The organism is Cyclobacterium jeungdonense, from assembly GCF_010994275.1.
Taxonomy (GTDB): Bacteria; Bacteroidota; Bacteroidia; order Cytophagales; family Cyclobacteriaceae; genus Cyclobacterium; species Cyclobacterium jeungdonense.
On the sequence record NZ_WMCD01000015.1, the window covers coordinates 1 to 26,217 of the forward strand.

At 40.5% G+C, this 26,217-nt stretch carries 27 protein-coding genes; 12 read left to right on the forward strand and 15 right to left on the reverse strand.

The genetic code is table 11. The features are described from left to right. Positions 1-546 precede the first annotated feature (546 nt). Together GKS34_RS21435 and GKS34_RS21440 are read right to left on the reverse strand one after the other, a co-directional pair. The gene (locus GKS34_RS21435) at positions 547-1,488 is read right to left on the reverse strand and encodes a 3-keto-disaccharide hydrolase (RefSeq protein WP_163387046.1); all 942 of its coding nucleotides are present in this window, start codon (positions 1,486-1,488) and stop codon (positions 547-549) included. Between the two features lie 183 nt (positions 1,489-1,671). After that, entirely contained in the window at positions 1,672-2,247 is a 576-nt protein-coding gene (locus GKS34_RS21440; RefSeq protein WP_163387047.1) for a hypothetical protein, read from the reverse strand. 224 nt (positions 2,248-2,471) lie between these two features. Between GKS34_RS21440 and hisH the strand changes: the two genes are divergently transcribed. The 7 genes from hisH (at position 2,472) to GKS34_RS21475 (ending at position 6,967) form a co-directional block, all read left to right on the forward strand. Continuing rightward, on the forward strand, positions 2,472-3,056 hold the full coding sequence (gene hisH, locus GKS34_RS21445) for an imidazole glycerol phosphate synthase subunit HisH (protein ID WP_163387048.1): 585 nt from the start codon (positions 2,472-2,474) through the stop codon (positions 3,054-3,056). After that, positions 3,056-3,778 carry a 1-(5-phosphoribosyl)-5-[(5-phosphoribosylamino)methylideneamino]imidazole-4-carboxamide isomerase gene (hisA, locus tag GKS34_RS21450; protein WP_163387049.1) on the forward strand — a complete coding sequence of 241 codons (723 nt, stop codon included), beginning with the start codon at positions 3,056-3,058 and terminating at the stop codon, positions 3,776-3,778. Before hisH ends, hisA begins: the two co-directional genes overlap by 1 nt. A gap of 1 nt (position 3,779) precedes the next feature. Beyond that, positions 3,780-4,535: an imidazole glycerol phosphate synthase subunit HisF gene (gene hisF / locus GKS34_RS21455; RefSeq protein WP_163387050.1), complete on the forward strand. Its 756-nt coding sequence runs from the start codon at positions 3,780-3,782 to the stop codon at positions 4,533-4,535. 56 nt (positions 4,536-4,591) lie between these two features. After that, positions 4,592-5,197, forward strand: coding sequence for a bifunctional phosphoribosyl-AMP cyclohydrolase/phosphoribosyl-ATP diphosphatase HisIE (gene hisIE, locus GKS34_RS21460; RefSeq protein ID WP_163387051.1), 606 nt, complete (start codon positions 4,592-4,594; stop codon positions 5,195-5,197). A 5-nt stretch (positions 5,198-5,202) separates the two neighbouring features. Then, positions 5,203-5,613, forward strand: a complete 411-nt coding sequence (locus GKS34_RS21465; protein ID WP_163387052.1) for a gamma-glutamylcyclotransferase family protein — start codon at positions 5,203-5,205, stop codon at positions 5,611-5,613. A gap of 90 nt (positions 5,614-5,703) precedes the next feature. Beyond that, positions 5,704-6,240: an SRPBCC family protein gene (locus GKS34_RS21470; RefSeq protein ID WP_163387053.1), complete on the forward strand. Its 537-nt coding sequence runs from the start codon at positions 5,704-5,706 to the stop codon at positions 6,238-6,240. Between the two features lie 217 nt (positions 6,241-6,457). Beyond that, a complete protein-coding gene (locus tag GKS34_RS21475; protein ID WP_163387054.1) occupies positions 6,458-6,967 on the forward strand; it encodes a fasciclin domain-containing protein in 510 nt (169 codons plus the stop codon). A 15-nt stretch (positions 6,968-6,982) separates the two neighbouring features. Here GKS34_RS21475 and GKS34_RS21480 read toward each other — a convergent pair whose 3' ends face one another. The 8 genes from GKS34_RS21480 to GKS34_RS21515 form a co-directional block, all read right to left on the reverse strand. Next, the gene (locus GKS34_RS21480) at positions 6,983-7,738 is read right to left on the reverse strand and encodes a 2-phosphosulfolactate phosphatase (RefSeq protein ID WP_163387055.1); all 756 of its coding nucleotides are present in this window, start codon (positions 7,736-7,738) and stop codon (positions 6,983-6,985) included. Beyond that, entirely contained in the window at positions 7,735-8,829 is a 1,095-nt protein-coding gene (gcvT, locus tag GKS34_RS21485; RefSeq protein ID WP_163387056.1) for a glycine cleavage system aminomethyltransferase GcvT, read from the reverse strand. Before gcvT ends, GKS34_RS21480 begins: the two co-directional genes overlap by 4 nt. Positions 8,830-9,022: 193 nt before the next feature. Further along, the gene (locus GKS34_RS21490) at positions 9,023-10,405 is read right to left on the reverse strand and encodes a RagB/SusD family nutrient uptake outer membrane protein (protein ID WP_163387057.1); all 1,383 of its coding nucleotides are present in this window, start codon (positions 10,403-10,405) and stop codon (positions 9,023-9,025) included. Positions 10,406-10,417: 12 nt separating this feature from the next. Beyond that, positions 10,418-13,486, reverse strand: coding sequence for a SusC/RagA family TonB-linked outer membrane protein (locus GKS34_RS21495; RefSeq protein WP_163387058.1), 3,069 nt, complete (start codon positions 13,484-13,486; stop codon positions 10,418-10,420). A gap of 289 nt (positions 13,487-13,775) precedes the next feature. Beyond that, a complete protein-coding gene (locus GKS34_RS21500) occupies positions 13,776-16,118 on the reverse strand; it encodes a TonB-dependent receptor (protein ID WP_163387059.1) in 2,343 nt (780 codons plus the stop codon). A gap of 42 nt (positions 16,119-16,160) precedes the next feature. Then, positions 16,161-17,417, reverse strand: coding sequence for a sensor histidine kinase (gene porY, locus GKS34_RS21505; RefSeq protein WP_163387060.1), 1,257 nt, complete (start codon positions 17,415-17,417; stop codon positions 16,161-16,163). Continuing rightward, positions 17,414-18,097, reverse strand: coding sequence for a response regulator transcription factor (locus GKS34_RS21510; RefSeq protein ID WP_163387061.1), 684 nt, complete (start codon positions 18,095-18,097; stop codon positions 17,414-17,416). Before GKS34_RS21510 ends, porY begins: the two co-directional genes overlap by 4 nt. 149 nt (positions 18,098-18,246) lie before the next feature. Further along, the gene (locus GKS34_RS21515) at positions 18,247-18,573 is read right to left on the reverse strand and encodes a HesB/IscA family protein (RefSeq protein WP_163387062.1); all 327 of its coding nucleotides are present in this window, start codon (positions 18,571-18,573) and stop codon (positions 18,247-18,249) included. A gap of 341 nt (positions 18,574-18,914) precedes the next feature. Between GKS34_RS21515 and thiL the strand changes: the two genes are divergently transcribed. Further along, a complete protein-coding gene (gene thiL / locus GKS34_RS21520; protein ID WP_163387063.1) occupies positions 18,915-19,946 on the forward strand; it encodes a thiamine-phosphate kinase in 1,032 nt (343 codons plus the stop codon). A 29-nt stretch (positions 19,947-19,975) separates the two neighbouring features. Here the strand turns inward: thiL and GKS34_RS21525 are convergent, their stop codons facing one another. From GKS34_RS21525 to GKS34_RS23800, 3 genes are all read right to left on the reverse strand, one after another. Beyond that, on the reverse strand, positions 19,976-20,353 hold the full coding sequence (locus tag GKS34_RS21525) for a hypothetical protein (protein WP_163387128.1): 378 nt from the start codon (positions 20,351-20,353) through the stop codon (positions 19,976-19,978). Further along, positions 20,343-21,761: a 23S rRNA (uracil(1939)-C(5))-methyltransferase RlmD gene (rlmD, locus tag GKS34_RS21530; RefSeq protein ID WP_163387064.1), complete on the reverse strand. Its 1,419-nt coding sequence runs from the start codon at positions 21,759-21,761 to the stop codon at positions 20,343-20,345. The genes GKS34_RS21525 and rlmD overlap by 11 nt, the downstream gene beginning before the upstream one ends. An 87-nt stretch (positions 21,762-21,848) precedes the next feature. Beyond that, positions 21,849-22,070 carry a hypothetical protein gene (locus tag GKS34_RS23800; RefSeq protein WP_353960095.1) on the reverse strand — a complete coding sequence of 74 codons (222 nt, stop codon included), beginning with the start codon at positions 22,068-22,070 and terminating at the stop codon, positions 21,849-21,851. Between the two features lie 429 nt (positions 22,071-22,499). Between GKS34_RS23800 and GKS34_RS21540 the strand changes: the two genes are divergently transcribed. Together GKS34_RS21540 and GKS34_RS21545 are read left to right on the forward strand one after the other, a co-directional pair. Further along, a complete protein-coding gene (locus GKS34_RS21540) occupies positions 22,500-23,606 on the forward strand; it encodes a DUF4934 domain-containing protein (RefSeq protein WP_163387065.1) in 1,107 nt (368 codons plus the stop codon). A gap of 6 nt (positions 23,607-23,612) precedes the next feature. Beyond that, the gene (locus GKS34_RS21545) at positions 23,613-24,110 is read left to right on the forward strand and encodes a hypothetical protein (RefSeq protein WP_163387066.1); all 498 of its coding nucleotides are present in this window, start codon (positions 23,613-23,615) and stop codon (positions 24,108-24,110) included. Positions 24,111-24,257: 147 nt separating this feature from the next. On the opposite strand, the gene GKS34_RS21550 is transcribed toward GKS34_RS21545, so the two are convergent. Further along, a complete protein-coding gene (locus GKS34_RS21550; RefSeq protein ID WP_163387067.1) occupies positions 24,258-24,470 on the reverse strand; it encodes a hypothetical protein in 213 nt (70 codons plus the stop codon). Positions 24,471-24,727: 257 nt separating this feature from the next. Here GKS34_RS21550 and GKS34_RS21555 point away from each other — a divergent pair, with 257 nt between their 5' ends. Both GKS34_RS21555 and GKS34_RS21560 read left to right on the forward strand, forming a co-directional pair. Continuing rightward, positions 24,728-24,958, forward strand: a complete 231-nt coding sequence (locus GKS34_RS21555) for a hypothetical protein (protein ID WP_205602130.1) — start codon at positions 24,728-24,730, stop codon at positions 24,956-24,958. A 224-nt stretch (positions 24,959-25,182) separates the two neighbouring features. Beyond that, the gene (locus tag GKS34_RS21560; RefSeq protein ID WP_163387069.1) at positions 25,183-25,449 is read left to right on the forward strand and encodes a hypothetical protein; all 267 of its coding nucleotides are present in this window, start codon (positions 25,183-25,185) and stop codon (positions 25,447-25,449) included. Positions 25,450-25,811: 362 nt separating this feature from the next. Here GKS34_RS21560 and GKS34_RS21565 read toward each other — a convergent pair whose 3' ends face one another. Next, positions 25,812-26,135, reverse strand: coding sequence for a LytTR family DNA-binding domain-containing protein (locus tag GKS34_RS21565; protein ID WP_163387070.1), 324 nt, complete (start codon positions 26,133-26,135; stop codon positions 25,812-25,814). Positions 26,136-26,217 lie beyond the last annotated feature (82 nt).

Genomic DNA, 26,217 nt, shown 5'->3' on the forward strand with positions numbered 1-26,217 from the left:
CCTCATTTATTTAAAAGCCCTTTGGTTAACGCCATAAGGGCTTTTTTTATGCCCTTATACCCCAAGGCAATAAAATACCCACCACAGATACCGCAGATAAAACAAAGAATTAAAAAAACCATATAAGTGATATAAGCTCATAGAAGGGAATGCAAACAGACTTATATTACCTTCAATAACTTATGTGGTTCCTCGTTTATTATCTGCCTAATGCAAATACGTTAGTTTTAAAGCCACAAAAACTAACTCTGTGAAAATAGGAGCCAATCTGCGGTGAAACAATAAACAGCCACCACAGATAACGCAGATCCACCCAGGTAGAGGCTCACTAATCTTTCCTTTTCCCTGCCATGGTTTGGCTAAAAGAGGGTCTATTGTGAAAAATGCTCCCACTGGGCGCAGGGGAGTACTTTTTCAGGGCCCGATTTACAATCCGTCCGAGTCTGTTAAGAGGAGATAACTTATACTCTAAATTGTATTTCACTTAATAAAAAAAAAGCCCCCGGGTTTTACCAAGGGGCTCGAGGATGGTTAAAAAAATCAAGCTTATCGTGCAGGTGTCACTTCTATTTTCCTGAATTCAATCGCGCCATGATCTCCCTGAAGCATCAGTGGTCCCGGCTGACCTTCATTGCTGTCCAGAGCTCCTCCGGTAATACCGGGGATGATCTGATCGCATATAATTTCCTTCCCGTTCGCAACGATGGTAACCCTGCGTCCTATCAGGGTTATATCAAAGGTTTGCCAGACTCCCGGAGATTTTACCACCATTTCGTTTGGCGTTAAAAAACCATAGACACCTCCAAAATAAACGGAAGAAGGTGGTGTGCCTTTATTATCCTCAATTTGAACTTCGTAACGTCCTCTCAGGTAAACGCCGCTGTTACTTCCCTCAGGGTACCGGAACTCTACATGCATCTTGAAGTCTTCAAATTTCTGATCTGATATGAGATTGGCTCCAGCTTCTTCGCTTGTCAGGATTCCATTGACGACTTCCCATTGGTTTTGTGCTTTATCAGCATGCCATCCATCCAGATTTTCCCCATTAAATAATTCAATGGTCTTTCCCCATTTTGGTGTGGCATTTCTCAGCAGTAATGGTGCTTTTACGGCTGTAAATTCATGGGTCTTTCCCATGCTGCTTATGATAGTTCCGGAAAGGCTTTCTCCTTCCAGAGTTCCCTCAAATACCATATCCCTATCAGAATCGTCCCACTGGGGAGGAATCGAAAAATGTACTTTTCCCTGATCGTAATGAACCTGTGAAATGGGCCGGGCACTTCCATTGTGGGCCACAAAATAGCCTACAAGTGTTCGGATACCGGAAAGTTTGACTTCCAGCCAGGAAGGAACTTCCTTTCCCTCCATCGTGACCGTGATGTCCCACCTTCCGATTAGATCGTCGCGCTCCTGAGCCTTCAGATGATGGACTGCTAGTAATAGGAAAAAAGTAAAAAGCAACCCAAATTGGATTTGAAATTTTTTCATGTCTTTATAATTGTCTTTTAGTGGTGAAATGGAATCTCGCATGCCTGATAATCATCCTACTGTGTGATGATCTCGTCATGCTCGATTTCATATGTAGATAATTGATGGTGAATAATTTTGTAAAATTACTGGTTTTTTGCTTGCCATTAAAGGACAAGTTGAAATAATGCCTGCCATCTACGTTCAGGGAGTAAGCAAGAGAAGCTGAACTCCACAAATCAATCCCAGCGATGCCCCCCAAACCAATTCGGCAGATCGATGTCTGCCTAATTGCCACCGAGACCAGGCAATTAGCGGAAGGGTTACGAAGAGCAGTACTCCTAAACCAAAACTGATGGGAGAAATGGCAAGGGCAACATAGCCAGCAATCGCCAGGTGCAGTGATACTTTGATTCGGAAATTGAGTAAAAAGGAAAGGAGCAACAGCTGTATCAGGATTAATCCTCCGGTAAGCACCTCATTCGGAAGTTCGTTTACCCATAAAAACAGGATAACCAATCCACCCAAAAACAAAATCCAAGGGTACAGTGAGTAACGCTGCCGTCTTATAGACACGTCAAAATTACTGTATCGTCCCTTTTGCGTGTGGTATCTGTTCCAGATAATTAGGGGTAAAATTCCAAGCAACAGGATTCCTACTACTGTCCAGGTTGCTTTTGCTGGTTCAAGGATAGAAAAAAGGGTATAAATTACGAAGGCCACCAACAGGTTGATGGGATGTGCTATTCGGGAAATATATAGTGCCAGGCGGTATCTCAAAAGATCAGGTCATTAATAGTGCTAATTTGCTGGATAAATTTCACTAAAAACATCCAACTTCGGATTATTTTCATTTCGATACCAATCCATCGAAACTAAATGCTACATAAACCTTCCCCTAATGCCGGTCAAATTTCTCCGGTAAACTTTCCCTCTACCGGTAAAAGGGTTAAATTAGCGGATTCTAAAAAAAACGCCAGGTAATCCGTTAAGGAACAAAACAAATGGATGTAGCAGTGATCAAATACAATGCAGGTAATGTGCAGTCTGTATTGTATGCCATGGAACGGCTGGGGGCCAATGCAATCCTCACAGACGATTGGGAAACCATCAAGAAATCAGATAAGGTGATTTTTCCTGGACAGGGAGAGGCCAGCACCGCCATGAAGTACCTCAAAGAAAGAAAGCTGGACCAACTCATCATTGCACTGGATCAACCCTTTTTTGGAATTTGCCTTGGGCTACAGTTACTTTGTGAGCATTCGGAGGAGTACGATACTACCTGTCTGGGGGTGTTTCCGATCCGCGTCAAAAAATTTCCTCCTCTCGAAAAAGTCCCACACATCGGATGGAATAACCTTCAGCATCTGAAATCCCCTTTGTTAGAAGGGTTGAATGATTCTGCCTACGTGTATTATGTACATAGTTATTATGCAGAAGTGGATCCCAGGTATACCATCGCTACCACTCACTACATAAATGATTTTTCGGCCTTGCTGCACAGGGATAACTATTATGCGATGCAGGCTCACCCTGAAAAAAGCAGCGAGGTAGGGGAAACTATTTTAACCAATTTTCTGAATTTATAATGGAAATTATTCCAGCAATTGATATTATCGACGGGAAGTGTGTTCGCCTTACACAAGGGGATTACGCCCGAAAAAAAGAGTATGCTTCTGATCCGGTCGAGGTAGCCAGGAAGTTTGAGGACGCAGGAATCCGCCGGTTGCACCTGGTGGATCTGGACGGGGCGAAGGCAAAAAGAATTGTAAACAAGGAGGTACTGGAGGGAATTTGCAAATCCACTTCGCTGCAAGTGGATTTTGGGGGTGGCATTCAGTCCAATGAAGATTTGGAACTGGCCTTTCGGCTAGGGGCCAAACAGGTAACAGGAGGAAGCATTGCTGTTAAAAATCCGGCTTTATTTACTGAATGGTTACAAACACATGGAGGTGAGCGGTTGATTTTGGGAGCAGATGCGAAAAATAGAAAAATTGCCATATCCGGATGGCAGGAGACTACCGCCATGGATTTAATTGGCTTCATCCGGGAATACGCCGAAAAAGGTGTAAAATACGTTATTTGTACAGATGTGGCGAAAGATGGCTTGCTACAGGGCCCATCTCTTGAATTATACCAAGAAATCATGAAGGAAATTCCGGAAATAGACCTCATTGCCAGTGGGGGAGTGGCCTCGGTAAAAGACTTAGAGGATTTGGAGGAGGCCGGAGTCTACGGCGTCATTGTGGGTAAGGCTTTTTACGAGGGTAAAATTAGTTTATCCGAACTCAGGACTTTCATCCGAAATTAATATGTTGACCAAAAGAATCATACCCTGCCTGGATGTCAAGGATGGCCGAACCGTTAAAGGGGTCAATTTTATTCAGCTCAGGGATGCGGGAGACCCCGTGGAATTGGGACGTATCTATGCAGAAGAAGGCGCTGATGAACTGGTGTATTTGGATATTACGGCCACGGTAGAAAAGAGAAAAACCTTGGTAGAACTTGTAACCAGGGTGGCGAAAACGGTCAACATACCTTTTACCGTAGGGGGAGGGATTTCCAACGTGGATGACGTCAAAGCCCTTCTTAACGCAGGAGCTGATAAAATCAGTATCAATTCTGCCGCTGTGAAAAACCCCAGAGCTGTGGACGAAATGGCAAGAGAGTTTGGCAGTCAGTGTATCGTAGTGGCGATAGATACTAAGAATATCGATGGGATTGATTTCGTTCACACGCATGGCGGAAGAAAGCCCACTGTCCTGCAAACCCGGGAATGGGCCAGGGAAGTGACCGACAGGGGAGCGGGAGAGATTTTGTTAACCTCTATGGATCATGACGGTGTGAAAAATGGGTTTGCCAATGAGATTACAGCAGACTTATCTGCTTTACTCGCTATCCCTATCATTGCATCAGGGGGAGCGGGGAAAATGGAGCATTTTAAAGAAGTATTTACGGCAGGTAAAGCGGATGCAGCCCTTGCGGCCAGTATTTTTCATTTCAAGGAAATCCCCATTCCTGAATTGAAAAAGTACCTCGAAAGGGAGGGGCTGAGTATAAGGAGGTAATCAAGTATAGCCAGATTATTCCTAAATAAAGGGAACTGGAATAAAAAAATAATACAATGGACACGTTAGCGGTAGATTTTGATAAAGTGAATGGGTTGGTACCTGCCATCGTGCAGGATGAAAATTCGAAAGAGGTTCTCATGCTGGGATACATGAATAAGGAGGCGCTGGACCAATCCGTGAAAAGCGGGAAGGTGACTTTTTTCAGCCGAAGCAAGCAAAGGCTTTGGACGAAAGGTGAGACTTCCGGAAATTTTTTACTTATCCGAAAAATCGAATTGGACTGCGATAGGGATACCCTGTTGATACAGGCGAATCCTCAAGGTCCGGTTTGCCATAAAGGGGACGATACCTGTTTTGCACATCAAAACCAGAGCAAATCCTTTTTTATTGACGAATTGCGAAAAGTAATAAAGGATCGGAAAAATAATCCATCAACTAAATCCTACACCACCTCTTTGTTTGCTTCGGGTATCAATAAAATGGCTCAAAAAGTGGGTGAAGAAGCGGTAGAGCTTGTTATCGAAGCTAAAGATGACGATAAGAAGTTATTTTTGGGAGAAGCTGCGGATCTGATGTTTCATTACCTGGTACTGCTCGAAGCTAAAGGGTACGAACTGGACGAAGTAATGGAAGTACTGATCAGCAGGCATCAAAAATAAATAGCATGGCTGCTCCCGCAACCCTGTTTGTATACGGCACACTTCGTAAAGGATTTGATCATCCCATGTCAAAAATCCTGGCTGATTCAGCCAAGTACATTGGAAAAGGCACCTTTCAGGGATTATTATTTGACAGAGGTCCTTACCCGGCAGCGGTAGTCTCCTATGACAAACATTGCCGGGTTCATGGAGACGTTTATGAGCTGCAAGAGGCAAAAAAGGTATTGCAAATAATGGATGAATACGAAGCGGCCGGAGAGCTACTGGAAACGGGCGTTACTTTTGAAAGGAAGCAGGTAGAAATACGGATGGAGGACGGGTCGCGACGGATGGCCTGGGTTTATTTGCATAGCGGATATACGGATCATTTCATTCCTATTGAAGGTGGAGATTACTTACGGTTCAAAAAACCATGAACTTCCTTTTAGAAAGGGATGGTGGAATTATCATTATTTTATTGACTTTCAGATGTTTGTGGTTTATTTTAACTCAAAAATCAGGACTCAATGAAAATAGTTAAGATTATTCTAATCGTTATGTTGGCAGTGATTGCCATTCCATTGGTGTTAGCCTTGTTTGTTCCGAAGGAATATTCCGTGGAGCGAGAGGTGGTTATTAATAAGCCTAGGCAGGAAGTCTATGACTACATTAAGTATCTGAATCACCAAGATAATTTTTCCACCTGGTCTCAAATGGATCCGGATATGAAAAAAACGTATTCCGGAACGGACGGTCAGGTCGGCTTTGTATCTGCATGGGAAAGCGATAACCCAGATGTAGGAGTCGGAGAACAGGAAATAATTGATATGGAAGAAGGTCACAGGATAGACTATGCCCTACGTTTTAAAGAACCCTTTGAGGCATCAGATAAAGCTTATTTTCAATTGGAATCGGTCAAACCAGATCAGACTAAGGTAATATGGGGATTCGAAGGTTACATGGCTTATCCTATGAATAGCATGTTGTTGGTAATGGATATGGAGGGCTTGATCGGAAACGATTTTTCAGAGGGTCTGGACCGGCTAAAAGCCATTTTGGAGTAAGGCTCAATATCCATGTTCCTTGTTTCCGTTATATTTTTTGATCATAAATTTATTTTTTATTTGAAAAATTTGCCTTTTTGGATTGTATGTTGGCATGTGGTGTACCAACTCCGTTATTGTGTTTATCAAACCTTTTATTTCATTTTTCCTTTAAATTATCTCAAACAATATGGGTTGGTATAGGTTTCTCTATCATAAACTACTAAATCAACTCACCATGAAAAAATTAATGAGTATTTTCCTGATGGCCACTTTAATTGTGGTCACTTCATTTGCAAACGATGGCGAAAAAGATCCTATCCCTGTAGCGGCAGATAAGGATATCGTAGACTTAGCAGTCGGAACAGATTTCTTGTCTACCCTGGTTGCTGCTGTTAAAGCTGGAGGTCTGGTAGATGTCCTGAAAGGTGATGGCCCTTTTACAGTTTTTGCTCCTACTAATGAAGCATTTTCTAAATTGCCGGAGGGTACGTTGGAAAGTCTGTTGAAGCCTGAAAACAAGGCGCAGCTTGTAAAGATTCTTACTTATCACGTAGTTCCTGGATCAATCAAATCTTCAGATTTGAAAAATGGAATGGAAGTAGAAACTGTTCAGGGGCAAAAAGTGAAAGTCATGCTAGCGGATGGGAAAGCGATGATCGACAAGGCGACCGTCACGACGGCAGACATTGAAGCAACTAACGGAATGGTTCACGTAATTGATACGGTCATTCTTCCAGAAATGTAAATTTAATTTAAAAACTTAAGAATTAAGGCTGTTTTTTTGTTGAGACAGCCTTTTTTTATTTTTTTCACTTGGTTTCATCTTAAGAAGACCACTATCCAGATAGATCACGGAACGGTATTTATTCAAATGCAGACAAAAATCAATATCCTTTTCTAATTGGTGATTTTGCAGTCTTTTGGTATGGGATGCTTTTTGTAGAAAACCGGTCAGATTCTTCTCAGCTTTTTGAAAAAGTGCTTCCATGGCCAAGGTGGCATCGCAATTATGTTTCCAACCCAATTCTAAAGAAAGGGCCCCTGCAAAAAGGGAGTCTTCGAGATTGAATTTACCTTTCCATCCGGCGCAGAGTACCAAAACGTCATTAGTAGTACCTTTCAAATAATCTACCGTAGCTTGCAGGTTCAGAAATGCACCGATAAGGATCTCCCGGGAATCATTTTCTGCAAGAGAAATGGCTCTGGTGCCATTAGTAGTAGTCATGGCCAGATTTTTTCCAGCGAAGATATTATCAAGAAAAGCAAGAGGGCTGTTTCCAAGATCAAATCCCTCCGCTTGTTTTCCATCTCTTTCTCCGGCAATTAGCCAGTTTTGGTCTTTGTAGCTTCGACATTCTTCCAAGTCTTTCAGGGGTTTGATACAGTGGACTCCATTTGATAGTGCAGTGACCATAGTAGAGCTTGCCCTGAAAATATCCACCACAACCACTGTTTTACCCTCTAAATCGTGCAGGTGTACCAGGTCAGGACTGATACAGGTTTCTATTTTCCTCATTTCGTAAGTAAAGGGAATTTTTTAATGGTGGCTTTAAGACATTTTTTTCGGACTTCGATTCCGATTTGTGTTCCCGGTTTGGAATAGGCTGTATCTATATACCCCATTCCAATTCCAATTCCCATACTTGGAGAAAGGCTTCCCGAAGTTACGATCCCTACAGGATCACCCTCTGAATTTACAATGGTATATCCGGATCTTGGGATTCCTTTTTCCAAAAGGATAAATCCAACCAGCTTTCTTTTGACTCCCTCCAGCTTTTGCTTCTTAAGTGCCTCGTGGTTAATAAAATCTTTGGTGAATTTGGTAATCCACCCCAATCCGGCTTCTATGGGCGAGGTCTCTTCCGTAATGTCATTTCCATAAAGGCAGTAACCCATCTCCAGGCGAAGGGTATCCCTGGCCCCAAGGCCGATGGGTTGGATTCCCAGGTGCTTTCCGGATTCAAAAATCGCCTTCCAGACCTTATGGGCATCCTTATTTTTTACGTATAATTCAAATCCTCCTGCCCCGGTATAGCCTGTAGCAGATAGGATTACGTCTGCAGCTCCCGCAAATTGACCGGTTTGAAAATGATAAAAAGGCAAGTCTGCAAGTGGAATGGATGTCAGCGGCTGGAGGACCTCGGTAGCTCTGGGCCCCTGTACTGCAAATAAGGAATAGTCATCCGAGCCGTCTTCCAAGATAGCCCCCATGGTATTGTGCTTTTGGATCCATTCCCAATCTTTGGTGATGTTGGACGCATTGACGACCAACATGTAACTGGCTTCATCCAGTTTATATACCAGCAGGTCATCTACTATACCTCCGGTTTCGTTAGGAAGGCAGGAGTACTGCGCCTGCCCGATAGAAAGTGTAGAGGCATCGTTGGAGGAAACCTTTTGGATTAATTCCAGGGCATTTGATCCCTTAATGAAAAATTCACCCATATGCGAAACATCAAATACGCCGACGTTTTGCCTTACAGCCTGGTGTTCGGCAATATCAGAATGGTACCTTACCGGCATGTAAAATCCGGCGAATGGAATCATTTTCGCACCCAATGATTCATGAATGTCATGTAACGTTATTTTTTTTATTAAATCTGGCATTCGTTGGTGGTTTGGAAAGCTTAAAGGTAAGCAATGTGCGGAATTTTTCAGAAGCAGGACACAAAAAAAGACCGCTTCGCTATAGAAGTGGCCTTTAATATTTTTATTGTAATAATTTCCTGAGGCTAGTCCGGTACCGGTTACTGTACCATCTGGCATTGAACCTATAAATCAGATTTTTCCTTGCTGGGATTTACCCACCGTAACCTGGGTTTTGAACCAATTCAGGATTGGCATCCATTTCCCTTTGAGGAATGGGAAACACCAGATTTGGGTCGTCGTAGTCGTATTGCAACGAATTGTCATTATTGTCCTGAATTTCGCCTCGAGTCCTTTTGATATCGTGGATAAAATGGCCTTCGTGGGCGAGTTCCAGCTTTCGTTCCAGTAGAATTTCTTCAAGGCTCAGACTGGTTTTGGGTTCTAAGCTTACCCGAAGTCGAATGCGGTTAATATCCTCCAGGGGTGTTGCTCCAACGGAAGTTCCTAACCGAAAATTGGCTTCTGCCCGGGTAAGGTACATTTCGGCTAGACGGATTACTTTTACGTTGCGGAATTGGTCCCTCCATTTATCGGTACGTCTTTCACCGGCTCTGACTACAAACTGTTCCAGCCTTTCATCTCCAGCTTCGTATTGACTGACGTGTGTATCCAAAATAGTGACATCGCCACCCCTTCCTCCAAAATCCGGTGTGGAATAAAACAGGTGCATGTTATTTTCCGGATCTTGAGCATTTACCTGAATGGCAAATAAATCTTCCTGTGTATCTGCTTCATTATTGAATGCTTCCATGTAGTTATTCACCAAACTTTTTCCATTTGCCGTTGCATTGGTAATTGCCCTATCTGCTGCATCCCTGGCATCGTCAAAGCGTTCCATTTGTAAGTATACTCTTGAGAGCAGCGCGGAAGCCACATAGTTTCTGGCAAAAAATTCATTGCTCTCTGGGAGTAAATCCTCAGCAGTTTCCAGATCAGCCAGTACTTGTTGGTAGACTTCTTCTACCGTGTTTCTGGGATCGAGGGTCACTTCTTCCACTTCTGTGGTTGGTGTCAACATGATGGGCACCGCTAAATTGGTGTCCGTATTGCCTGCCGAATAGGGTAATCCGTATAGTTTTACTAACTCAAAATAGACGGCACCTCTGATAAATAAGGCTTCCCCTCGTATCCTGTCCCGGTCCGCTTCATCCACTAAGTTGATTGCGTCTAGAATGTTGTTGATCGAATTGATAGCACTGTACGCTCTCAGCCAGGTATCGGTTATAAATGTATTGTTTGTAATAATGCTCTTATTAAAAATTTCCCTGGGCTGATTAAAGGTACCTTCCCAACGAATTTCATTGTTAGCACCAAGCATTTCTGCATAAAGGATGGTCCGTCCTCCCCATAGATCCTCATTTCTCAGGTCTGCATAGGCTCCTATCAGAACTCGGCTGATTGCGGTACTACTACCCAAGGCTATTTCCGGCTCCACATTTTGAGCGGGTTTCAGATCTAACTGATCTACACATGAACTGAGCAAAGCGATTGCGCTTAAGATAAACGAAAGCTGTATTATATAGTTAAATTTCATTGTTCTTCGTTTTTATAATCCAACATTAAGGCCCAAAGAAAAAGTTTTGGCTTGCGGTGCAGAATAGAAATCGACACCCTGGAAAACATTCGAGTCCGAAGTAGTACTTCCCAAATAATCCGCGTTTACTTCCGGATCCCATCCCATATAATTGGTAAAGGTCAATAGGTTCTGTGCCATAAAATAGACTCTGGCACTATTAATCTTCATTTTCTCTATTAAGCTGGAAGGTAGGTTGTATCCAAGTGAAAGTGTCTTCAAGCGAACATAACTACCGTCAGAAACAAAGCGGCTGGAAGCATTACATCCATTGCATTCACCAAGTCGGGCTTGTGGTATATTGGTGATGTCACCGGGATTCTGCCATCGGTTAAATTGGATAGCGGTGCTATTGTCAAACCAATCGCCATTGGCGGCATAAAACCCACCACCCCCTTCGTAGATATCGTTTCCGAATACTCCCTGGAAGAGAAATGAAAGTTGTATATTTTTATACGTAATATCATTGGTGATGCCCGCAATAAAATCAGGGTTGGGGTCTCCTACCACCATTCTGGTTGCTTCATTGAAATCATTAGTGGTTTCCGTAAGAGCTTCATTGCTGTAATATAGGGCATCTCCATTCGTTGGGTCTACGCCAGCGTATCTGGGTCCGTAAAATACGCCAATTGGTTCCCCAATGAATATCCCATTTAAGAATCGGGATGAGGAGGGAGGAATGGAATTCTGTCCCTCAGAAAGTTCCCGCACCCGATTGATATTTCGGGCAAAATTAACGGATGTATTCCAGCTAAAGTTTTGGTCGGCATAGTTTGCAGAATTCAACACTACTTCAAACCCGTAGTTCTGCATTTTTCCCGTATTTTGTCTAAAGCTTGCAAACCCGGAAGTGCCCGGAAGAGGGAGTAATAACAGCAAATCACTGGTTCGTTTGTCGTAATAATCCAGTTCTCCTGTTATTCTATCGTCGAATAAACCAAATTCAATTCCAACATTAAATTGAGCAGTGGTTTCCCAGGTAAGGTCAGGGTTTTTGATTTGGGTTGGTTGAAGCCCAGGTCGTAAACCATAAGAAGCAGGGCCATATAAGCCCAAATGATCAAAGTTTCCAATCTCCGCGTTTCCTGTTATTCCATATGAGGTTCTTAACTTTAGGAGACTAAGTCCTTCCTTCCCTTTCAAAAACGCCTCCTCTGTTAGGATCCAGCCGAGGGATCCGGCAGGAAAGAATCCGTATCTATTGTTTTCTCCAAATCGCGAGGAGGCATCGTAACGGGCACTGAGCGTCATCAGGTAGCGATTGTCCAGCTTGTAATTGATCCTTGAAAAATAGGACAGGAAAGTGAAGTTGGTGAAGGTAGAGGTGCCTTCCACAATTTCTGCAGCCGATTCGAGTGTTTTCAATGCATCCAAAGGAAATTCCTGTCCATCCACCCGGGTGTAGTTGTCTTCTGTTTTTTGAAAGGACATTCCACCTACGACCTCTAACTGATGCCTTTCGTCAAACGTGTTGGAATAAGTGAAGTAGTTATTGGTGTTGTAATTGACAATTCTCGCCCATCGGGAGGTTCCAAAACCATTTGTACCCTGGCCGGTGATCGTTCGAGACCCGAAAAACCGATCGTCATTTTGATTGATGATGTCCACCGCAAAATCGGACCTGAATTTCAAATTTTCAGTGAAGGAATATTCCCCGAAAATATTATTTATATTCCGATAACTTGTAGAAAGCCAGTTAGCATTTTCAGAGTCAATCAGGCTATTGTAGTAGGTCGTGGTAGGGCGATCGTAAAGCACTCCGTTTTCATCCCGAATGGGAGTAATGGGGGCGAGTGCTACCAGTTGGATGGGATTATTGAACTGGTTATCCTCCGGTAAACGCGTGGTTTCTGTTCTCGCCAGACTGAAATTAGCGCCTATGGTAAAACGATCCGATATTCTATGATCAAGGTTTAGCCTGCCGGAAATACGCTCAAATTTATTGCGGATCATGATACCGTCCTGCTTGTCATAGGAGGTGGAAAAATAAAACCGGGTAGACTCGTTGCCGCCATTTGCGGAAAAGTTTACATTGGTTATCCCGGCTTCAGGGTTGAAAGCCTGCTCCTGCCAATCTGTATTCACAGTACCCTCCCGCCAATCGGTATGTCCCGCATAGCGATCCAGCCGATTTTCTACAAACTCAAGATCAGAGTCTTCGTAATCATCCGGATTATTAATCGGGTCTAATCCATTTGCCAGATCGTTGTTGTATCCGGATTCCCGCATTAATTCAACGTACTGGGCGGCATTCAAGAATTCATTTTTCCGGGTAGGGCTACTTACCCCCCGCTGAATTCCCACATTGAACTTGGTCTTGCCAGCAGTACCACTTTTTGTGGTTATCAATACTACACCATTGGAAGCTCTGGCTCCATAGATCGCTGCCGCAGAGGCATCTTTTAATACTTCAAATGATTCGATGTCGTTAAAATTAATGTCTGCGAGAGGATTACTCTTCCCGATCGTTCCAGAGGAAGTAACGGGAATACCGTCAATTACATATAACGGGTCATTTCCTCCAGAAATAGAGGAAGTTCCCCTAACTCTGATTTTGACTCCTTCTCCCACCTTACCACTGGAAGATTCCACAAATACGCCCGACATTCTTCCCTGGATGGCTTCCTGAAAGGTAGGTACCGGAACATTGGCGATTTCTGAGCCTTTAAGGGATGCCACATTGCCGGTCAAATCTCCACGGGTGACACTTCCATATCCCACTACCACTACTTCTCCTAATGTTTTTGCGTCTGGTATAAGGGTGATGTCAATCGTGCTTTGGTTACCTACCGACACTTCCTGGCTTAAAAATCCAATGTACGAGAAAACCAGGGTTTCCTCATTGGATACAGCGATGGAATAACTACCATCAATATCCGTTACCGTTCCGCGGCTCGTCCCCTGAACCCGGACGTTTACTCCTGGCAAGGTCATATTATCCTCTCCGGAAATGACCGTTCCCGAAACTGTTTTACTCTGGGACCATCCTACCATTGGCAAAGCCAATAACAGTGTCACCAAAATGAGTACACTTTTTTTCATACAATTTTTAGATTAGGTTTTTTAACGATTAAAGGTTAGCCTGGGTGAACTATAGCCAAAAACAGTATAATTCGTTGCTGTTATTAATTGCCAGACAGTATATTGGCATGTAATTAATGTGCAAAGTTAAATTAAAATTGTCAAATAATTAAATCTCATGTTATTTGCTTACTGATCTGCAAAAAATTAATCTATTTTTCACGACATTAGTTTCATTTTTTGCCATAAACAAAAAAAACCGGGCTTCTCTGAAACCCGGATTTCCATCCATTGATTTAACCCAATTCTTTTAAAATCGATACCTGCCACTAACCATTACAAATCGGGACTCTCTTTTGGCATAAAAAGTCTGTCTGAAGGTGTTGGTTAGGCTATTTCCTGCAAACCTTCTTGTATCAAAAACGTCACGAAGGCTTATCGAAAGGGCTCCTTTATTCTCCCAAAAGCTTTTTTGAAGGTTTAAGTCCATGTAATATTGAGACAGATCCTTTCCTTGCGCCTCTATTTCTGCGGATTCATAATTGCCTATTAGTTGAAAACTAAAGCCTTTGGGTAATTCAAAGCTATTCATTAGCTTTGAATTCCAGGCAAAGCCTTGGTTGACAAATTCCTCACCAATATTTGAACCATCTACCCGTATTCGGAAAGCTGTCACACTTCCATTAACATTCCACCAGGGCCTGATATCTGTAATACCAATAAACTCTACGCCGTAAGATTCTGCGGTATTAAGGTTGGCGGGTTGGGAATAGGAAATGCCGTTTTCGACTATGGTCACAAAATCCAACTGCCCATCCACGTGTCGGTAGAATAAATTGGTGGTCAGGCTTGAATTTTCAAAATTGGCCATGTGACCCAATTCCAGCGAATGGATCATTTCCGGCTGCAAATTTGGATTTCCCCGACGCACACTTAGAGAGTCAGTGATATCAGGAAAGGGATTTAGTCTCCAGGAAGTAGGCCTGTCTATTCGCCTGCTGTAGGAAAATTTAAGGGAATTCTCTTCATTCAATTTGTACAGGGTTTGCAAACTGGGGAACAAATTAAAATAGTTTTGCTGATTAGCTTCCCCGGTATTGGCCAAATAGGTATCAACATAGGTATATTCCCCTCGTAAGCCTGCTGTGTAGTCAAAACGCTTGGACGAACCGGAGTAGATTAAGTACCCGGCGTGGATTTGATCTTTGTATACAAAACGATTGCTAATATTCGGGTCGGGAACAAAATCCTGAATGTTTTCTTCAAAACGGGTATAGATGTAATCGTTATCAAATTTCCGAATGGTAGACTTTAACCCCGCCTCTACTTTTGCTCCGGAAGCAAGTGGAGTGGTGTAGTCTGTCTGAATAACGGTAATGTATCGTTTTTCGTCAGTAAATGCTCTTTCTCTGCCATTTAGGTTTTCTTCAAGCGGTTCCGAACTATTCCTGAAAATATCGATATTCTGAATTTTGTATTGATTTCGGTAGGAATTACTGGCTATTACCTTAAAACTCTTGTCGGGACTATCAAAGGTTCGTTCGTAAATCAAGGCATTGTCTATCCCATCGTCTGCCTCTGTTTCCCTGTTTCTTCGAACATACTCTAGTACCAGATCATTACTGTCAACGTCTCTCAAATCAGAATATAGGGTGTTAACCTGACTGTCGTCACTGGACTGAAAAAAGCCCTCATAGCTGATGATGTTATTTCCAAAGTAATAATCAGCTCCAAAATTGAGATTATGCCCTAGGTTTTCACTGGTAGAATTGGTGTTTTGGTTTAGTATTTCACCGTCCTCAAAGATTTCTCTTTCTGTTCGCCGCTCTCCAATGGACCGCCACCTTCTAAAATTGTAACCACCAAATACATTGTATCGTAGCGTCCGGTGATTTATGTTGACGCCTGCATTCATCCTTCCTCTTGTACCATAAGTAAGCTCTCCATTTCCATGGGTACCTAAGCTTTGACCCTTTTTCAATAGGATATCGATTACCCCGGCTTCCGCTTCTGCGTCATATCTGGCATTAGGGTTATTGATAATTTTAATCTGTTCAATTGCGCTGGCAGGAATTTGATCCAGATTTTGAGTTAGCGACGAATTTCTACCGTTGATCAGGACATTTGTCCCTGAACTACCTCGTAGGGTAATGGCTCCGTCCTCCGATACACTGACCGATGGGGTATTTCTGAGAATGTCCAACAGTGTACCCCCTAAGTTGGATAGGTTCTGACTCGGGTTAATCGTTAGTCCTTCCGCATCTGAGCGGATAGGGAACTTTGACGATTGGACTACTACTTCCTCCAGGTCCTGATTTTCGGGAGTCATTTTAATAGGATCCAGTACCCGATTTTGTTGGAGGTTAATCTCCATCTCGTTTTCATCAAATCCAAGTAAAAAAAACCGAAGGATATAATCTCCTTCAGGAGCACGCAGCGTAAATTTCCCATCCTCGTTGGAATCGGAAAATGTGACCGGTCGCTCTTCACCCGGTTTGTAGAGGGCAACTTGTACAAAGGAAAGTGGGTCTTCTGAACTCCCATCCACCAGACTTCCTCTCAATGAGAATTCGCCAGATTGCCCATACCCTTTCCCGGCAAAGGCCAGGAAAAGAATACAGACACTTAAATAATATAGTTGGTTTAGTTTCATGGTAATTACTGTTACAATACAAGTATAGGAAGACAATCTGATTCAATTTTGAAGTTGGATGGTTACCTGATGTTCTTCTTCGATAAATTGATATTCGAGAGTAAAACCATGAATCCTGCAAATTTGTTGTACAATAGATAAACCCAGCCCAATGGACTCACTATTTGGATTGCCTTTTTTAAACCTGTCCAAGTACTCAGAAACATCCCTTTTGGGTTTCTCTCCTTTATTCCTGAATTTCAGTACGCTAGGTGTAGCTTCGATCGTAATGTAACCCGGTTTCTCATTATGCTTGATGGCATTACTGAGCAGGTTATCTACCAGCATCTCGGCCATGTTTGGATGCATTTCTATTTTGATGTCCGGTTCTATAAGTTGATGGAGGGAAATCTGTTTAATGGCTACCAATTCTTCATAATCGGCAATTGATTTATTCAGAAGGGCAGATAAATTGACCTGTTGATTTCCTTCGAACTCCTGATTTTCCAATTTGGCCAAAGTAGCCAGTGAGTGAACAACCTTGCTCATTTTCTGAGTTGATTGGTGGGATGCGGCTATCCATTTGGCTTGCTGATCGGTGATGGGGCTGTTTAATAGAAGCTCCAGCTTTCCGGAAATCACGGCAATAGGTGTTTGGATCTCATGTGAAAGGTTCTCAGAAAATTCCTTTACAATTTTATAATCACCCAGCATGCGGGCCGACATTCTATTAAGAAACTCATGTAATTTTTCAAATTCTTCTATCCGGCTTGGTTCAAAAACCAACGGTTGATTTTCTTTAAAAGTAAATTCTTTAATTTTGGTTAGGCTGGAGTGGAATGGTTGGAGGATTTTTTTAGAAACCAGTCTGCTGGTAACGGCAATAAAGATCAGCAGCAAAAGAAATATGGCGACCATGGTTTGTACAACGGTTTCTGTAATGTCGTCGGACTCAATCATGATGTTGTAGGTAGACATATAGTAATGCTTGCCATTAATCAGGTAAGATCTGCCAGCTTTAACCTGTCGTTCCACCTGCTCCAACGGTTCGTGCCAGGCCAGGGTATCACCCAACTGAAAGGGAACCAGAGCCTGATTCAACGGCAATTCCCTAATTTCTAGCCGGTCCTTGCTTAGAATGGAAGGATCGTCCATAGACTCCATTTTACGGGCATAGCGATCCAATTGTCTTTCGAGTTCTCTACCTTGCTCAAAGTCAATCTCGGACTCCAACTTGTAAAAAATAAGGATCCCGCCGATCAAAAAAACAATAACCGATATCCCTAAATACCATATAGTAAATTGATTGATTAACTTCATTCTTTGGTTGTATTGAATTTGTAGCCAATACCATAGACGGTTTCTATATAATCGATACCGCCCGCCTGACAAATTTTTTTCCTGAGGTTTTTTATATGCTGGTAAACAAAATCAAAATTGGCCAGATCATCCGTATAATCCCCCCATAGATGCTGTACGATGGCCTGTCTTCCCAAGACACGGTTTTTGTTAGTAAGAAAAAACACCAACAGGTCAAATTCTTTTTTGGTTAGCTCTAGAAGGTTTTGATTTACCGTTACCTCCAGATTTTCAGGATTTACCTGAATTTCATTAAAGACCAACTTATCCGTTCCGCCAAGCTGGTTTCTCCGGTAAAGTACTTTTAATCGAGCGTGCAGTTCCGCCAAATGGAATGGCTTGGTCATGTAGTCATCAGCTCCTAAATCAAGTCCGTCTAATTTGTCCTGGAGCGAGTTTTTAGCCGAAATGATTAAAATATTGCTACCTTCTTGATTCTCTTTGATAAAATCAATCAGGTCCAGGCCATTTCCATCCGGTAGCATGATATCCAGTATAATGCAATCGTAATGATAGACTAGTAGTTTGTCCTGTGCATCAAAACAATTGTCGCAAAACTCGCATACAATTCCCTCTGATTCCAGAAATTCCCGAATATTATTCGAGAGTTCTAATTGATCTTCAATGAGCAGAATTTTCATTAGTCAAATTTCGTCTTCATTTTTGAAGCAATTCTGAAGTGAACAAAACCAAAGTCGGGATCGTGTGTTGGATAAAAGCAATAAAAAAATCCCAAAACAGGAGGATAATCTTTCCTGTTTTGGGATTACTGACTAACTATTTTCCCAGACTAAATAGAAAAACTTTCCCCGCAGCCACATGTTCTCGAGGCATTGGGATTTACAAATTGGAATCCTTTTCCATTCAATCCGTCACTAAACTCAAGGGTGGTTCCCGCCAGGTAAAGTAAACTCTTCCTGTCGACAATTATTTTTACGCCATTATCTTCAAAAACATGGTCTGTTTCTGATGTGGACCCATCGAAACCCAAATCGTACATGAGTCCCGAACAACCGCCTCCTTTGACAGAAACCCGGATATTTTCTTCCTCTTTTCTATTCTCTTCCTGCTTCAATTCTAGGATTCGATCCCTGGCTTTTTCTGAAACGATGATCATCTCTTTTCAAATTTAAATTGGCATGCTCATTTAATAGTAGTAAACCATGTGAGCTCAAAATTAATTCCATCATGGGCAATAACAAAGGTAACAAAAATCAGGATACAATGTAAATCGGGCTGTTTGGCATTTTTGACCGTTCCTGGAAAACACCCATCGGCTGAAACAGCGCACTCGCGTACGGGTTCTTTTGACAGGAAGAAAACGACTCGAATGAGTAAACCTTGCTCCAGAAACTATGAAGCGCTATTATCATTGGTTCTGCTTCAAATTAATCGTATTTTTACGTAATAAAAAATTAAGGTGAGGTAGTTTAATCACCATCGCAGTATTAGGATCGTATGGATAAAGAGCAAAGAACTGAAATAGAAACTATTGGTGAATTTGGGTTAATTGATTTGATCAGTAAAAACACCTCTCTGAAACACCCCGGATCTTTAAAAGGCATTGGTGACGATGCGGCGGTTTTGGGTCCAACGGATTTGGTACGCGTGGTGACTACGGACATGCTCTTGGAGGGAGTTCATTTTGACCTGTCCTATACCCCAATCAAGCACCTTGGCTTCAAGGCAGTGGCTGTAAATGTTAGTGATGTAGCGGCCATGAACGCCATCCCCACCCAAGTCACCATTAGTATCGCCCTTTCCAATCGGTTTTCAGTGGAGGCAGTTGAAACCTTCTACGAAGGAGTCAATCTGGCAGCCGAACATTACAACGTAGATGTAATAGGAGGGGATACCACTGCTTCCAGATCAGGGTTAGTCATCAGCGTTACAGCCATAGGAGAAGCTAAAAAAGAGCAGATTAGTTATCGCTCAGGCGCAAAGGCCAATGATATCATTTGCGTCACCGGAGATTTGGGAGGGGCGTTTATGGGGCTTCAGGTATTGGAGAGAGAAAAGCAGGTTTTTCTATCTGATCCAAACATGCAGCCCAAACTCAATGCCTACCCGTACATTACAGGGAGGCAATTGAGACCGGATGCCCGGATGGATATCATTCACGAACTGCGGGAATTAGACCTGGTACCTAGCAGTATGATGGATATCTCCGATGGGTTGGCTTCCGAGCTTTTTCACATTTGCAAGGCGTCGGATGTAGGGGTTGCAATTTATGAAGATAAGCTGCCCATGGATAAACAGACCTACGATACCGCAATTGAATTTAATCTGGACCCCATTACATGTGTGCTGAATGGAGGTGAAGATTACGAACTCCTGTTTACCATCGATCAAAAAGACTTTCCCAAATTGGAGAAGCATCCGGATATTCACTTTATTGGGCATGTTACGGCTCCCGATGAAGGGAAAGTGTTAATTACAAAAAGCCAAACGGCTGTGGCATTAAAAGCCCAGGGTTGGAAGCATTTTTGACCGGTAAGGTAAAACAACGCAAATGAAGATTATTCGTTGGGGTAAGGAATGTACAGAAAATTGGTAAAAGTCTCATCGACTACAAAAAGGCAGCAAAACTCATCGGGGTCTTTATAAGTAGCTTTAAACTGTTCCAAAGCTTCTTCTTGTATCAATTTTCTTTGGATAAACTCATCCAGATAGGTGATGTAATAATTCCAATCTATGGGCTTTTCTTTGTTACTGAGAAAAAGCTGCCCAATGGGTTGTTCATCCTTGCTGATAGGAAAAATAGGGTATTCTGAAAACCCCCTTTTTCTCACCTGGTAGGAAGCTTCTTTTAGATTGTCACAAATTTTTATAAAATCACTGCTGATGGTTCCGAGATACTTCCCATTAAGTTCCGGATCGTTATCGTTACTGATCATCATTGCTTTTTATTTCAAGTAATACTACATTTTCTACATGATAGGTTTGCGGAAACATGTCCACAGGCTGAATCCGGCTTACATGGTATTTGGCGGATAACAAGGCAACGTCCCTTGCCTGAGTGCCGGGATTGCAGCTCACATACACGATTTTTGGGGCTTCTAATCGGAGCAGCATTTCGACTACCTCTTCGTGCATTCCGGCCCTGGGAGGGTCGGTGATTATCACATCCGGTTTCTGATGTTGGCTTACAAAGGATTCATTCAGAACCTCTTTCATATCGCCGGCATAGAATAGCGTATTGTCAATGCCATTGAGCAAAGCATTTTCTTTTGCATCCGCTATGGCAGGTTCCACGTATTCAATTCCGATTACCTGCTGCGCATTTCCAGCAACGAAATTGGCAATGGTGCCTGTTCCCGTATATAAATCGTAGACCGTTTCTTCTCCCGTTAATCCAGCAAATTCCCTGGCCACCTGGTACAAACGATAGGCCTGCTGGGAGTTGGTTTGGTAAAATGATTTTGGCCCAATTTTAAACCGAAGCCCTTCCATGGTTTCTTCGATATGGTCTTTCCCTGCATAGACTTGTACATCCAGATCCTGAAAGGTTTCGTTCTTTTTAAGGTTAACGATGTACAATAAAGAAGTAATCCCTGGAAAACCTTCTTTTAAAAAGTGCATGGTTTTTTCTATCCCATCCGGATCATCCTCGCCAAATTGAACGATAACCATTACCTGGTCTTCCTGGGCAGTGCGTATAATGAGATTTCTCAAAAGACCAGTCTGCCGGATAATGTCATAAAAAGACAGGTTTTCAGACAAGGCGAATTCCCTAAGGCCATTTCGGATATCATTTGATAGCGATCCTTGCAGGTAGCAATGCTGTATATCCACGATTTTGTCAAATCGTTTGGGAATATGAAAACCCAGGGCATTTCTCTCAAAATCCTCTCCCGAATCAATTTCCTCACGAGTCAGCCAACGGTTGTTGGAAAAAGTGAAATCCAGCTTATTCCGGTAATACCGGGTGTTTTGGGCACCAATAATGGGCATTACCGCCGGTAAGGGTACTTTGGCTATGCGCTGGAACTGGTCCACCACCTGCTGTCTCTTGTAGGCCATTTGAAGTTCGTAGGAAATATGCTGCCATTTACAGCCTCCGCAAGTGCCAAAATGCGAACAAAAAGGGGTGACCCTGTCGGAAGAATGTTCGTGTATCGCTATGGCTTCAGCTTCCATAAAACTGCTTCTTCCGCGGGTTACGCGGGCATCCACCACATCCCCGGGAGCTACATTACTTACAAAGACGACCTTACCTTCATGGTGTCCGACACATTTTCCCTCTACAGCTATTCTTTCGATTTTTAACTGTTCGAGGACCCTATTTTTCATTTTTCTTGACATAGGTCACAAAATTAATCATTTATGGTCAAAGGGTTGAATATTGTTCATCTTGGTTTCAGAGTTTTATATGTCTTGGTCAATGCTGTTCTAAATAATTTTTGATTTATCTGTATTGAGATGCCAATTATGCGCCACTAAAGTTTGAGAAAACAGATCACTGAAGGACCGAATCACTTCGTTTGTTCTGATAGCTGATACTTGATTTGGAAGGGGCTTTAGTAATGCCAAGATGAGGTTCCAAGTGGCAGACCGAAGCCCATTGGAAATATCCCTTTCCGATGGGCTCTTGGCAAAATGGCAGCACAACATCGAAACCAGGTGTGCCCAGCTGTCACATCCCTTGCAGCCCTTATCGGTTAGCTTTTCCTATAACAATTTCTTGAAAATTGAACGGTCAATTTTTTTAGTAATCTGTGAACAGAATGTAATATTACACATGAGAGGTTCGCGTTTTTTGGAGCAAACCCAAATTAACTATTTTGGGCAAAAAATTTTACTTCTCATTTTTTTTAGGACGCTATTGGAAAAATTTGGTTGATTTATCAAATTATTTTTTTAACTAAGTGATTTAGTTTTTAAGCCTGTTAGGAAATAATTAGGCGCAATTTTCAAACTATTTTTAACAAAATTCAATCCATTAAGATTTTTTGTTATATTAGTCAACATAATTAAAGTAAACCTACTTAAAATTAAAATATAAAGACTTTTATAAAAAACCATACCCAAAATAAAAATTTCATGAAAAATTTAAAGCTACTATCTCTTTTTTTTATTCTATCAGTTTTTGCTTGCAAAGAGAAATCAAGAATTGAAATAGAACTACAAAATATTGAAGAAAGAAAAGAAAATTATAAAATTGAAAAAATAATACCTTTAGAAACGATTAATAACAATTGGTTAGGACTTAACTTAAAAATCAAAAAAAATTCGAGAGGTTATTTCGTGATGGATGAATCAAACAGGGATGCAATCCACTATTTTAATTTACAAGGAAAATATATTAGACAAATTGCTATAATTGGTGAGGGTCCCAACAATGTACGAAGTCTATATGACTTCGTACTTGAAAAAGAAGGAATATCAATATTATCAGGAAAAGGTGACCATTCAGAAATCGCACTATTCACTTATGACAATGAATTAATAAATAAAATAGAATTGGATGTACTTTCAGATTCATTCGAAATTCTTGAAAACAATAATTACATACTTTATTCAGGATATAATTTACCTTTGGCAAAATTTAGATTAAATGAAGTATCCCATGAAGGAAAGACAATTAAACAATTCCTTCCGAATACCTATGAAAACGAAATGCTTCCAATGTCAGAGAATAACTTCTATAGATATAATGGACAGGTCTATTTTAAAGAATCATTTAACCCAAGAGCATATATAATAACAAAGGACTCACTGGAATTAAAATACACATTTGATTTTGGAAGTTACAGAATTCCAGAAAGATTTTGGGAAGTAGACATAATGCAAGGATTTGAAATGATTTCAGCTACAGGTTTTGCTAATATCTACAACTATATGGAAAACGAAAATTACTCTATTTTTGAAATATACATACAAAAAGCAGGAAGTGTAAAAAATGTACAAGTTTTAATTAACAAAAAGAGTAATAGAATATATAGAAACACTATTCCAAGAGACGCTAATGACTTATTTAATAACCCAGAAGAAATTACTGAAAACAATGAGATAATTTTTATAACACACCCAACATATTTAATAGAGGCAATAAATAACAATATTATTAAAGAAAGTGAATCTAAAGAAATAATTAATAATTTAAAAGCAAATGATAATCCAGTTCTTTTAATTTGCAGCATAAAGTAAAAAATTATGAAAAATATTATATGGGCAATAATGATAACAACGATATTAAGCACTTCTTGTTCAAGAAACGCGGATAAAATCACTTACCCGAAAGATTTGAAATCTTTTTCTTTAAATGATTCAATAAAATTTGATCAAAAGTGGTATGATTATAAATATAAAATCGTTGTTTACTCAAATGGTTCCTCTGCAACGCTTATTAAATGGGCTGAGCCAATAGAAAAGTTTCCGGAAATAGCCTTCCTATTTTACATTGATAAAAAAGACTCTACTAAAATAAAGGAAAGGTTAAAAGAAAGGGAATTTTATTGGCCAGTATTTTACGATCCTGAAAGCAAATTTCTAAAATCAAATAAAATAGAAGGCCTTGGAGCACCTCCCTATTTTTGTTTTATTTTCGCAGTTAAAGACGATAAAATAATTGATATAGCAAAAAGTAGAAACAACCCCACATTTCCTGAAGATTTTGAGAAATATTTAAATGATTTGTTATCAGAGAATTAAACAGATTAATTTTAAAACCGATAATTAAAACGTTGAAAAAATCTTCCTGATAAAACTATTACATGATTAACCTACCATTAGATAAAATGATAATTTTACCTTTAATATGAAATGGCGTCCTAATTTCAAGAACGCCATTAAATTAAATCAACAATCACAAAGATAACATTGATAATAATATTGAGTGCAATTTTCACTGGTGTAGTAATCAGGGTCACAATTGTAAACTGTCATCTCACCTTCACAATATTTCATTCTCTGATAACAAGCAGCATCCGCATCAAAAACTGGAACCATACCAATAGTCATAGCAACAGCACTTGCAGCAATTACTTTTTTCAATTTTCTTTTAGTTTCCATATGAATTATTATTTAAATTAAAGATGAATAAATTTCAATATATATATTTAAATCCGCAAGAAGATTCGAGACAAATAAAATTATCGATTATTATTGATACAATAACGTTAACATTTAGCCATTAAGTGTTTGAAAAATTGAATTTAGCGTTAATTTCACATTCTAATCATAAAAATAAAAATCATTCTTGAATAAATATTATGAATAAGGCGTTTTTATATGATTAAAATAAAGCTATATTTCTAATGAATGAATTTATGGAAAAAAGATATAAGAATCGTTCAAAATTAGATTTTCAGAAGCGTTTTCCTGAACATCGGGCACCTGTTATAAATATTTGTCAGACATTAAATGGAAGAATGGAAATGTTTGAAAAAAGTTTAATCATAGCCACGATTGCAAAGGAATTAATGAATTTGGCAGGTAATGCACTAAATTTTGGCGGCCTGAGTCCCCAAAAGCTGGCACCTTTTTTCATCTGTTTATAATTTGATTGTTAATGGTCAGATTGAATCTCGCATGGTTGATAATCATCCCTCTGTGTGCCGCCTCCGACATGCTCGATTTCATAACTTTAAATTCCCACTCTTCCTATAAAGCATTTTATATTTTTTATTAAGTTTCTACGGACAAGAATGGTGTCATTAGTGGCGAATTAAGCCTCAGACTCGAGCTCTGGCAAAAGACCTGTTTGCTTTTTAAGCAAAAAGTGATGAAGGCGATGGAAAGTAGCCAGAACTTCCCAATGATTGGAAAAGTAGAAGTGGACGAATCATACGTATGTGTTCAAGACGACAAGGCATTAGGAAGAAACGAGGCGAAAAATAAAATCATGGTGGTGGGTTGTTGCATAGAAAGAGATTTAGGTGGTGTTTCCCGTTGGTACGGAAGAGCTATAGAAACTGGCTCAAAGGTCAATCTGGGAGGATTTATGAAATATCACCAAGATAAAGACGCAGAGGTAAAGACTTACTGTTAGGCTGGGTATAATGGTATGGAAGTCCATTTCCCGAAATTGGTTAGTTAAAAATGGAGAAATTTAAGCAACTGCACCGGGTGATAATGATGTTCAAGGCTTGGCTGATGAGAACCCAACTTTCAGTTAGGAACCTTCAACCCTATATCAACGAATATTCCTCGAGGTATAATCGACATAAAATAAGAGAAGGGATTTTTGAAAATCTAATGCAAAGGATGGTGGCAAAGCAACCTTATCCGTACCAAGCCTTTATTTAATATGTGTCTTATCCAATAAACATTTATAAAAATGAAAAAACAATCGTTCAGTCCACAAATACAAAACTTAATTTAGAAATGAATACAATCGACAGACATCTTATTTTAAGGAATGAAGTTACTTTGTGAATGATTAATTAATCCATTTAATTGACTTTTTAAAGTACTAATTCTTCTAATGGATACTGAATACTTTTCCATATTATCCAAAAGCATCATTCGTTTTTTAAAATCAACTTCATTAATCTTAAAGCCATTTACCAAAACATTTCTATTAATCTTAATAAAAAGGTCTGGAAGCTTATTTGAAACAGAATTTAGAGTTTCTGTAGAAATTATCTTACTTTCTTTCAAATTAAAAGTAACTAATCCATTTTCCACATTTACTGAATATATTTCAAAAAGATCGATCTTTTTTATTTTATTCATTGATCTGGTAAAATAAAGACAGTGACTCATAAATATTATATTTTTTTTTAACTAAAACAAATTAAATAATTCAATAGAAAAA

Coding starts and splice junctions, on each gene's coding strand:
- GKS34_RS21545 (WP_163387066.1), top strand. CDS start 23,613: ATGAAAAATATTATATGGGCAATAATGATAACAACGATATTAAGCACT.
- GKS34_RS21500 (WP_163387059.1), bottom strand. CDS start 16,118: ATGAAACTAAACCAACTATATTATTTAAGTGTCTGTATTCTTTTCCTG.
- GKS34_RS21465 (WP_163387052.1), top strand. CDS start 5,203: ATGGCTGCTCCCGCAACCCTGTTTGTATACGGCACACTTCGTAAAGGA.
- GKS34_RS21475 (WP_163387054.1), top strand. CDS start 6,458: ATGAAAAAATTAATGAGTATTTTCCTGATGGCCACTTTAATTGTGGTC.
- GKS34_RS21550 (WP_163387067.1), bottom strand. CDS start 24,470: ATGGAAACTAAAAGAAAATTGAAAAAAGTAATTGCTGCAAGTGCTGTT.
- thiL (WP_163387063.1), top strand. CDS start 18,915: ATGGATAAAGAGCAAAGAACTGAAATAGAAACTATTGGTGAATTTGGG.
- GKS34_RS21555 (WP_205602130.1), top strand. CDS start 24,728: ATGGAAAAAAGATATAAGAATCGTTCAAAATTAGATTTTCAGAAGCGT.
- rlmD (WP_163387064.1), bottom strand. CDS start 21,761: ATGTCAAGAAAAATGAAAAATAGGGTCCTCGAACAGTTAAAAATCGAA.
- GKS34_RS21480 (WP_163387055.1), bottom strand. CDS start 7,738: ATGAGGAAAATAGAAACCTGTATCAGTCCTGACCTGGTACACCTGCAC.
- GKS34_RS21515 (WP_163387062.1), bottom strand. CDS start 18,573: ATGATCATCGTTTCAGAAAAAGCCAGGGATCGAATCCTAGAATTGAAG.
- GKS34_RS21560 (WP_163387069.1), top strand. CDS start 25,183: ATGAAGGCGATGGAAAGTAGCCAGAACTTCCCAATGATTGGAAAAGTA.
- GKS34_RS21540 (WP_163387065.1), top strand. CDS start 22,500: ATGAAAAATTTAAAGCTACTATCTCTTTTTTTTATTCTATCAGTTTTT.
- hisF (WP_163387050.1), top strand. CDS start 3,780: ATGTTGACCAAAAGAATCATACCCTGCCTGGATGTCAAGGATGGCCGA.
- hisIE (WP_163387051.1), top strand. CDS start 4,592: ATGGACACGTTAGCGGTAGATTTTGATAAAGTGAATGGGTTGGTACCT.
- GKS34_RS21470 (WP_163387053.1), top strand. CDS start 5,704: ATGAAAATAGTTAAGATTATTCTAATCGTTATGTTGGCAGTGATTGCC.
- GKS34_RS21435 (WP_163387046.1), bottom strand. CDS start 1,488: ATGAAAAAATTTCAAATCCAATTTGGGTTGCTTTTTACTTTTTTCCTA.
- gcvT (WP_163387056.1), bottom strand. CDS start 8,829: ATGCCAGATTTAATAAAAAAAATAACGTTACATGACATTCATGAATCA.
- GKS34_RS21525 (WP_163387128.1), bottom strand. CDS start 20,353: ATGATCAGTAACGATAACGATCCGGAACTTAATGGGAAGTATCTCGGA.
- hisA (WP_163387049.1), top strand. CDS start 3,056: ATGGAAATTATTCCAGCAATTGATATTATCGACGGGAAGTGTGTTCGC.
- GKS34_RS21490 (WP_163387057.1), bottom strand. CDS start 10,405: ATGAAATTTAACTATATAATACAGCTTTCGTTTATCTTAAGCGCAATC.
- GKS34_RS21510 (WP_163387061.1), bottom strand. CDS start 18,097: ATGAAAATTCTGCTCATTGAAGATCAATTAGAACTCTCGAATAATATT.
- GKS34_RS21565 (WP_163387070.1), bottom strand. CDS start 26,135: ATGAATAAAATAAAAAAGATCGATCTTTTTGAAATATATTCAGTAAAT.
- hisH (WP_163387048.1), top strand. CDS start 2,472: ATGGATGTAGCAGTGATCAAATACAATGCAGGTAATGTGCAGTCTGTA.
- GKS34_RS23800 (WP_353960095.1), bottom strand. CDS start 22,070: ATGTTGTGCTGCCATTTTGCCAAGAGCCCATCGGAAAGGGATATTTCC.
- porY (WP_163387060.1), bottom strand. CDS start 17,417: ATGAAGTTAATCAATCAATTTACTATATGGTATTTAGGGATATCGGTT.
- GKS34_RS21495 (WP_163387058.1), bottom strand. CDS start 13,486: ATGAAAAAAAGTGTACTCATTTTGGTGACACTGTTATTGGCTTTGCCA.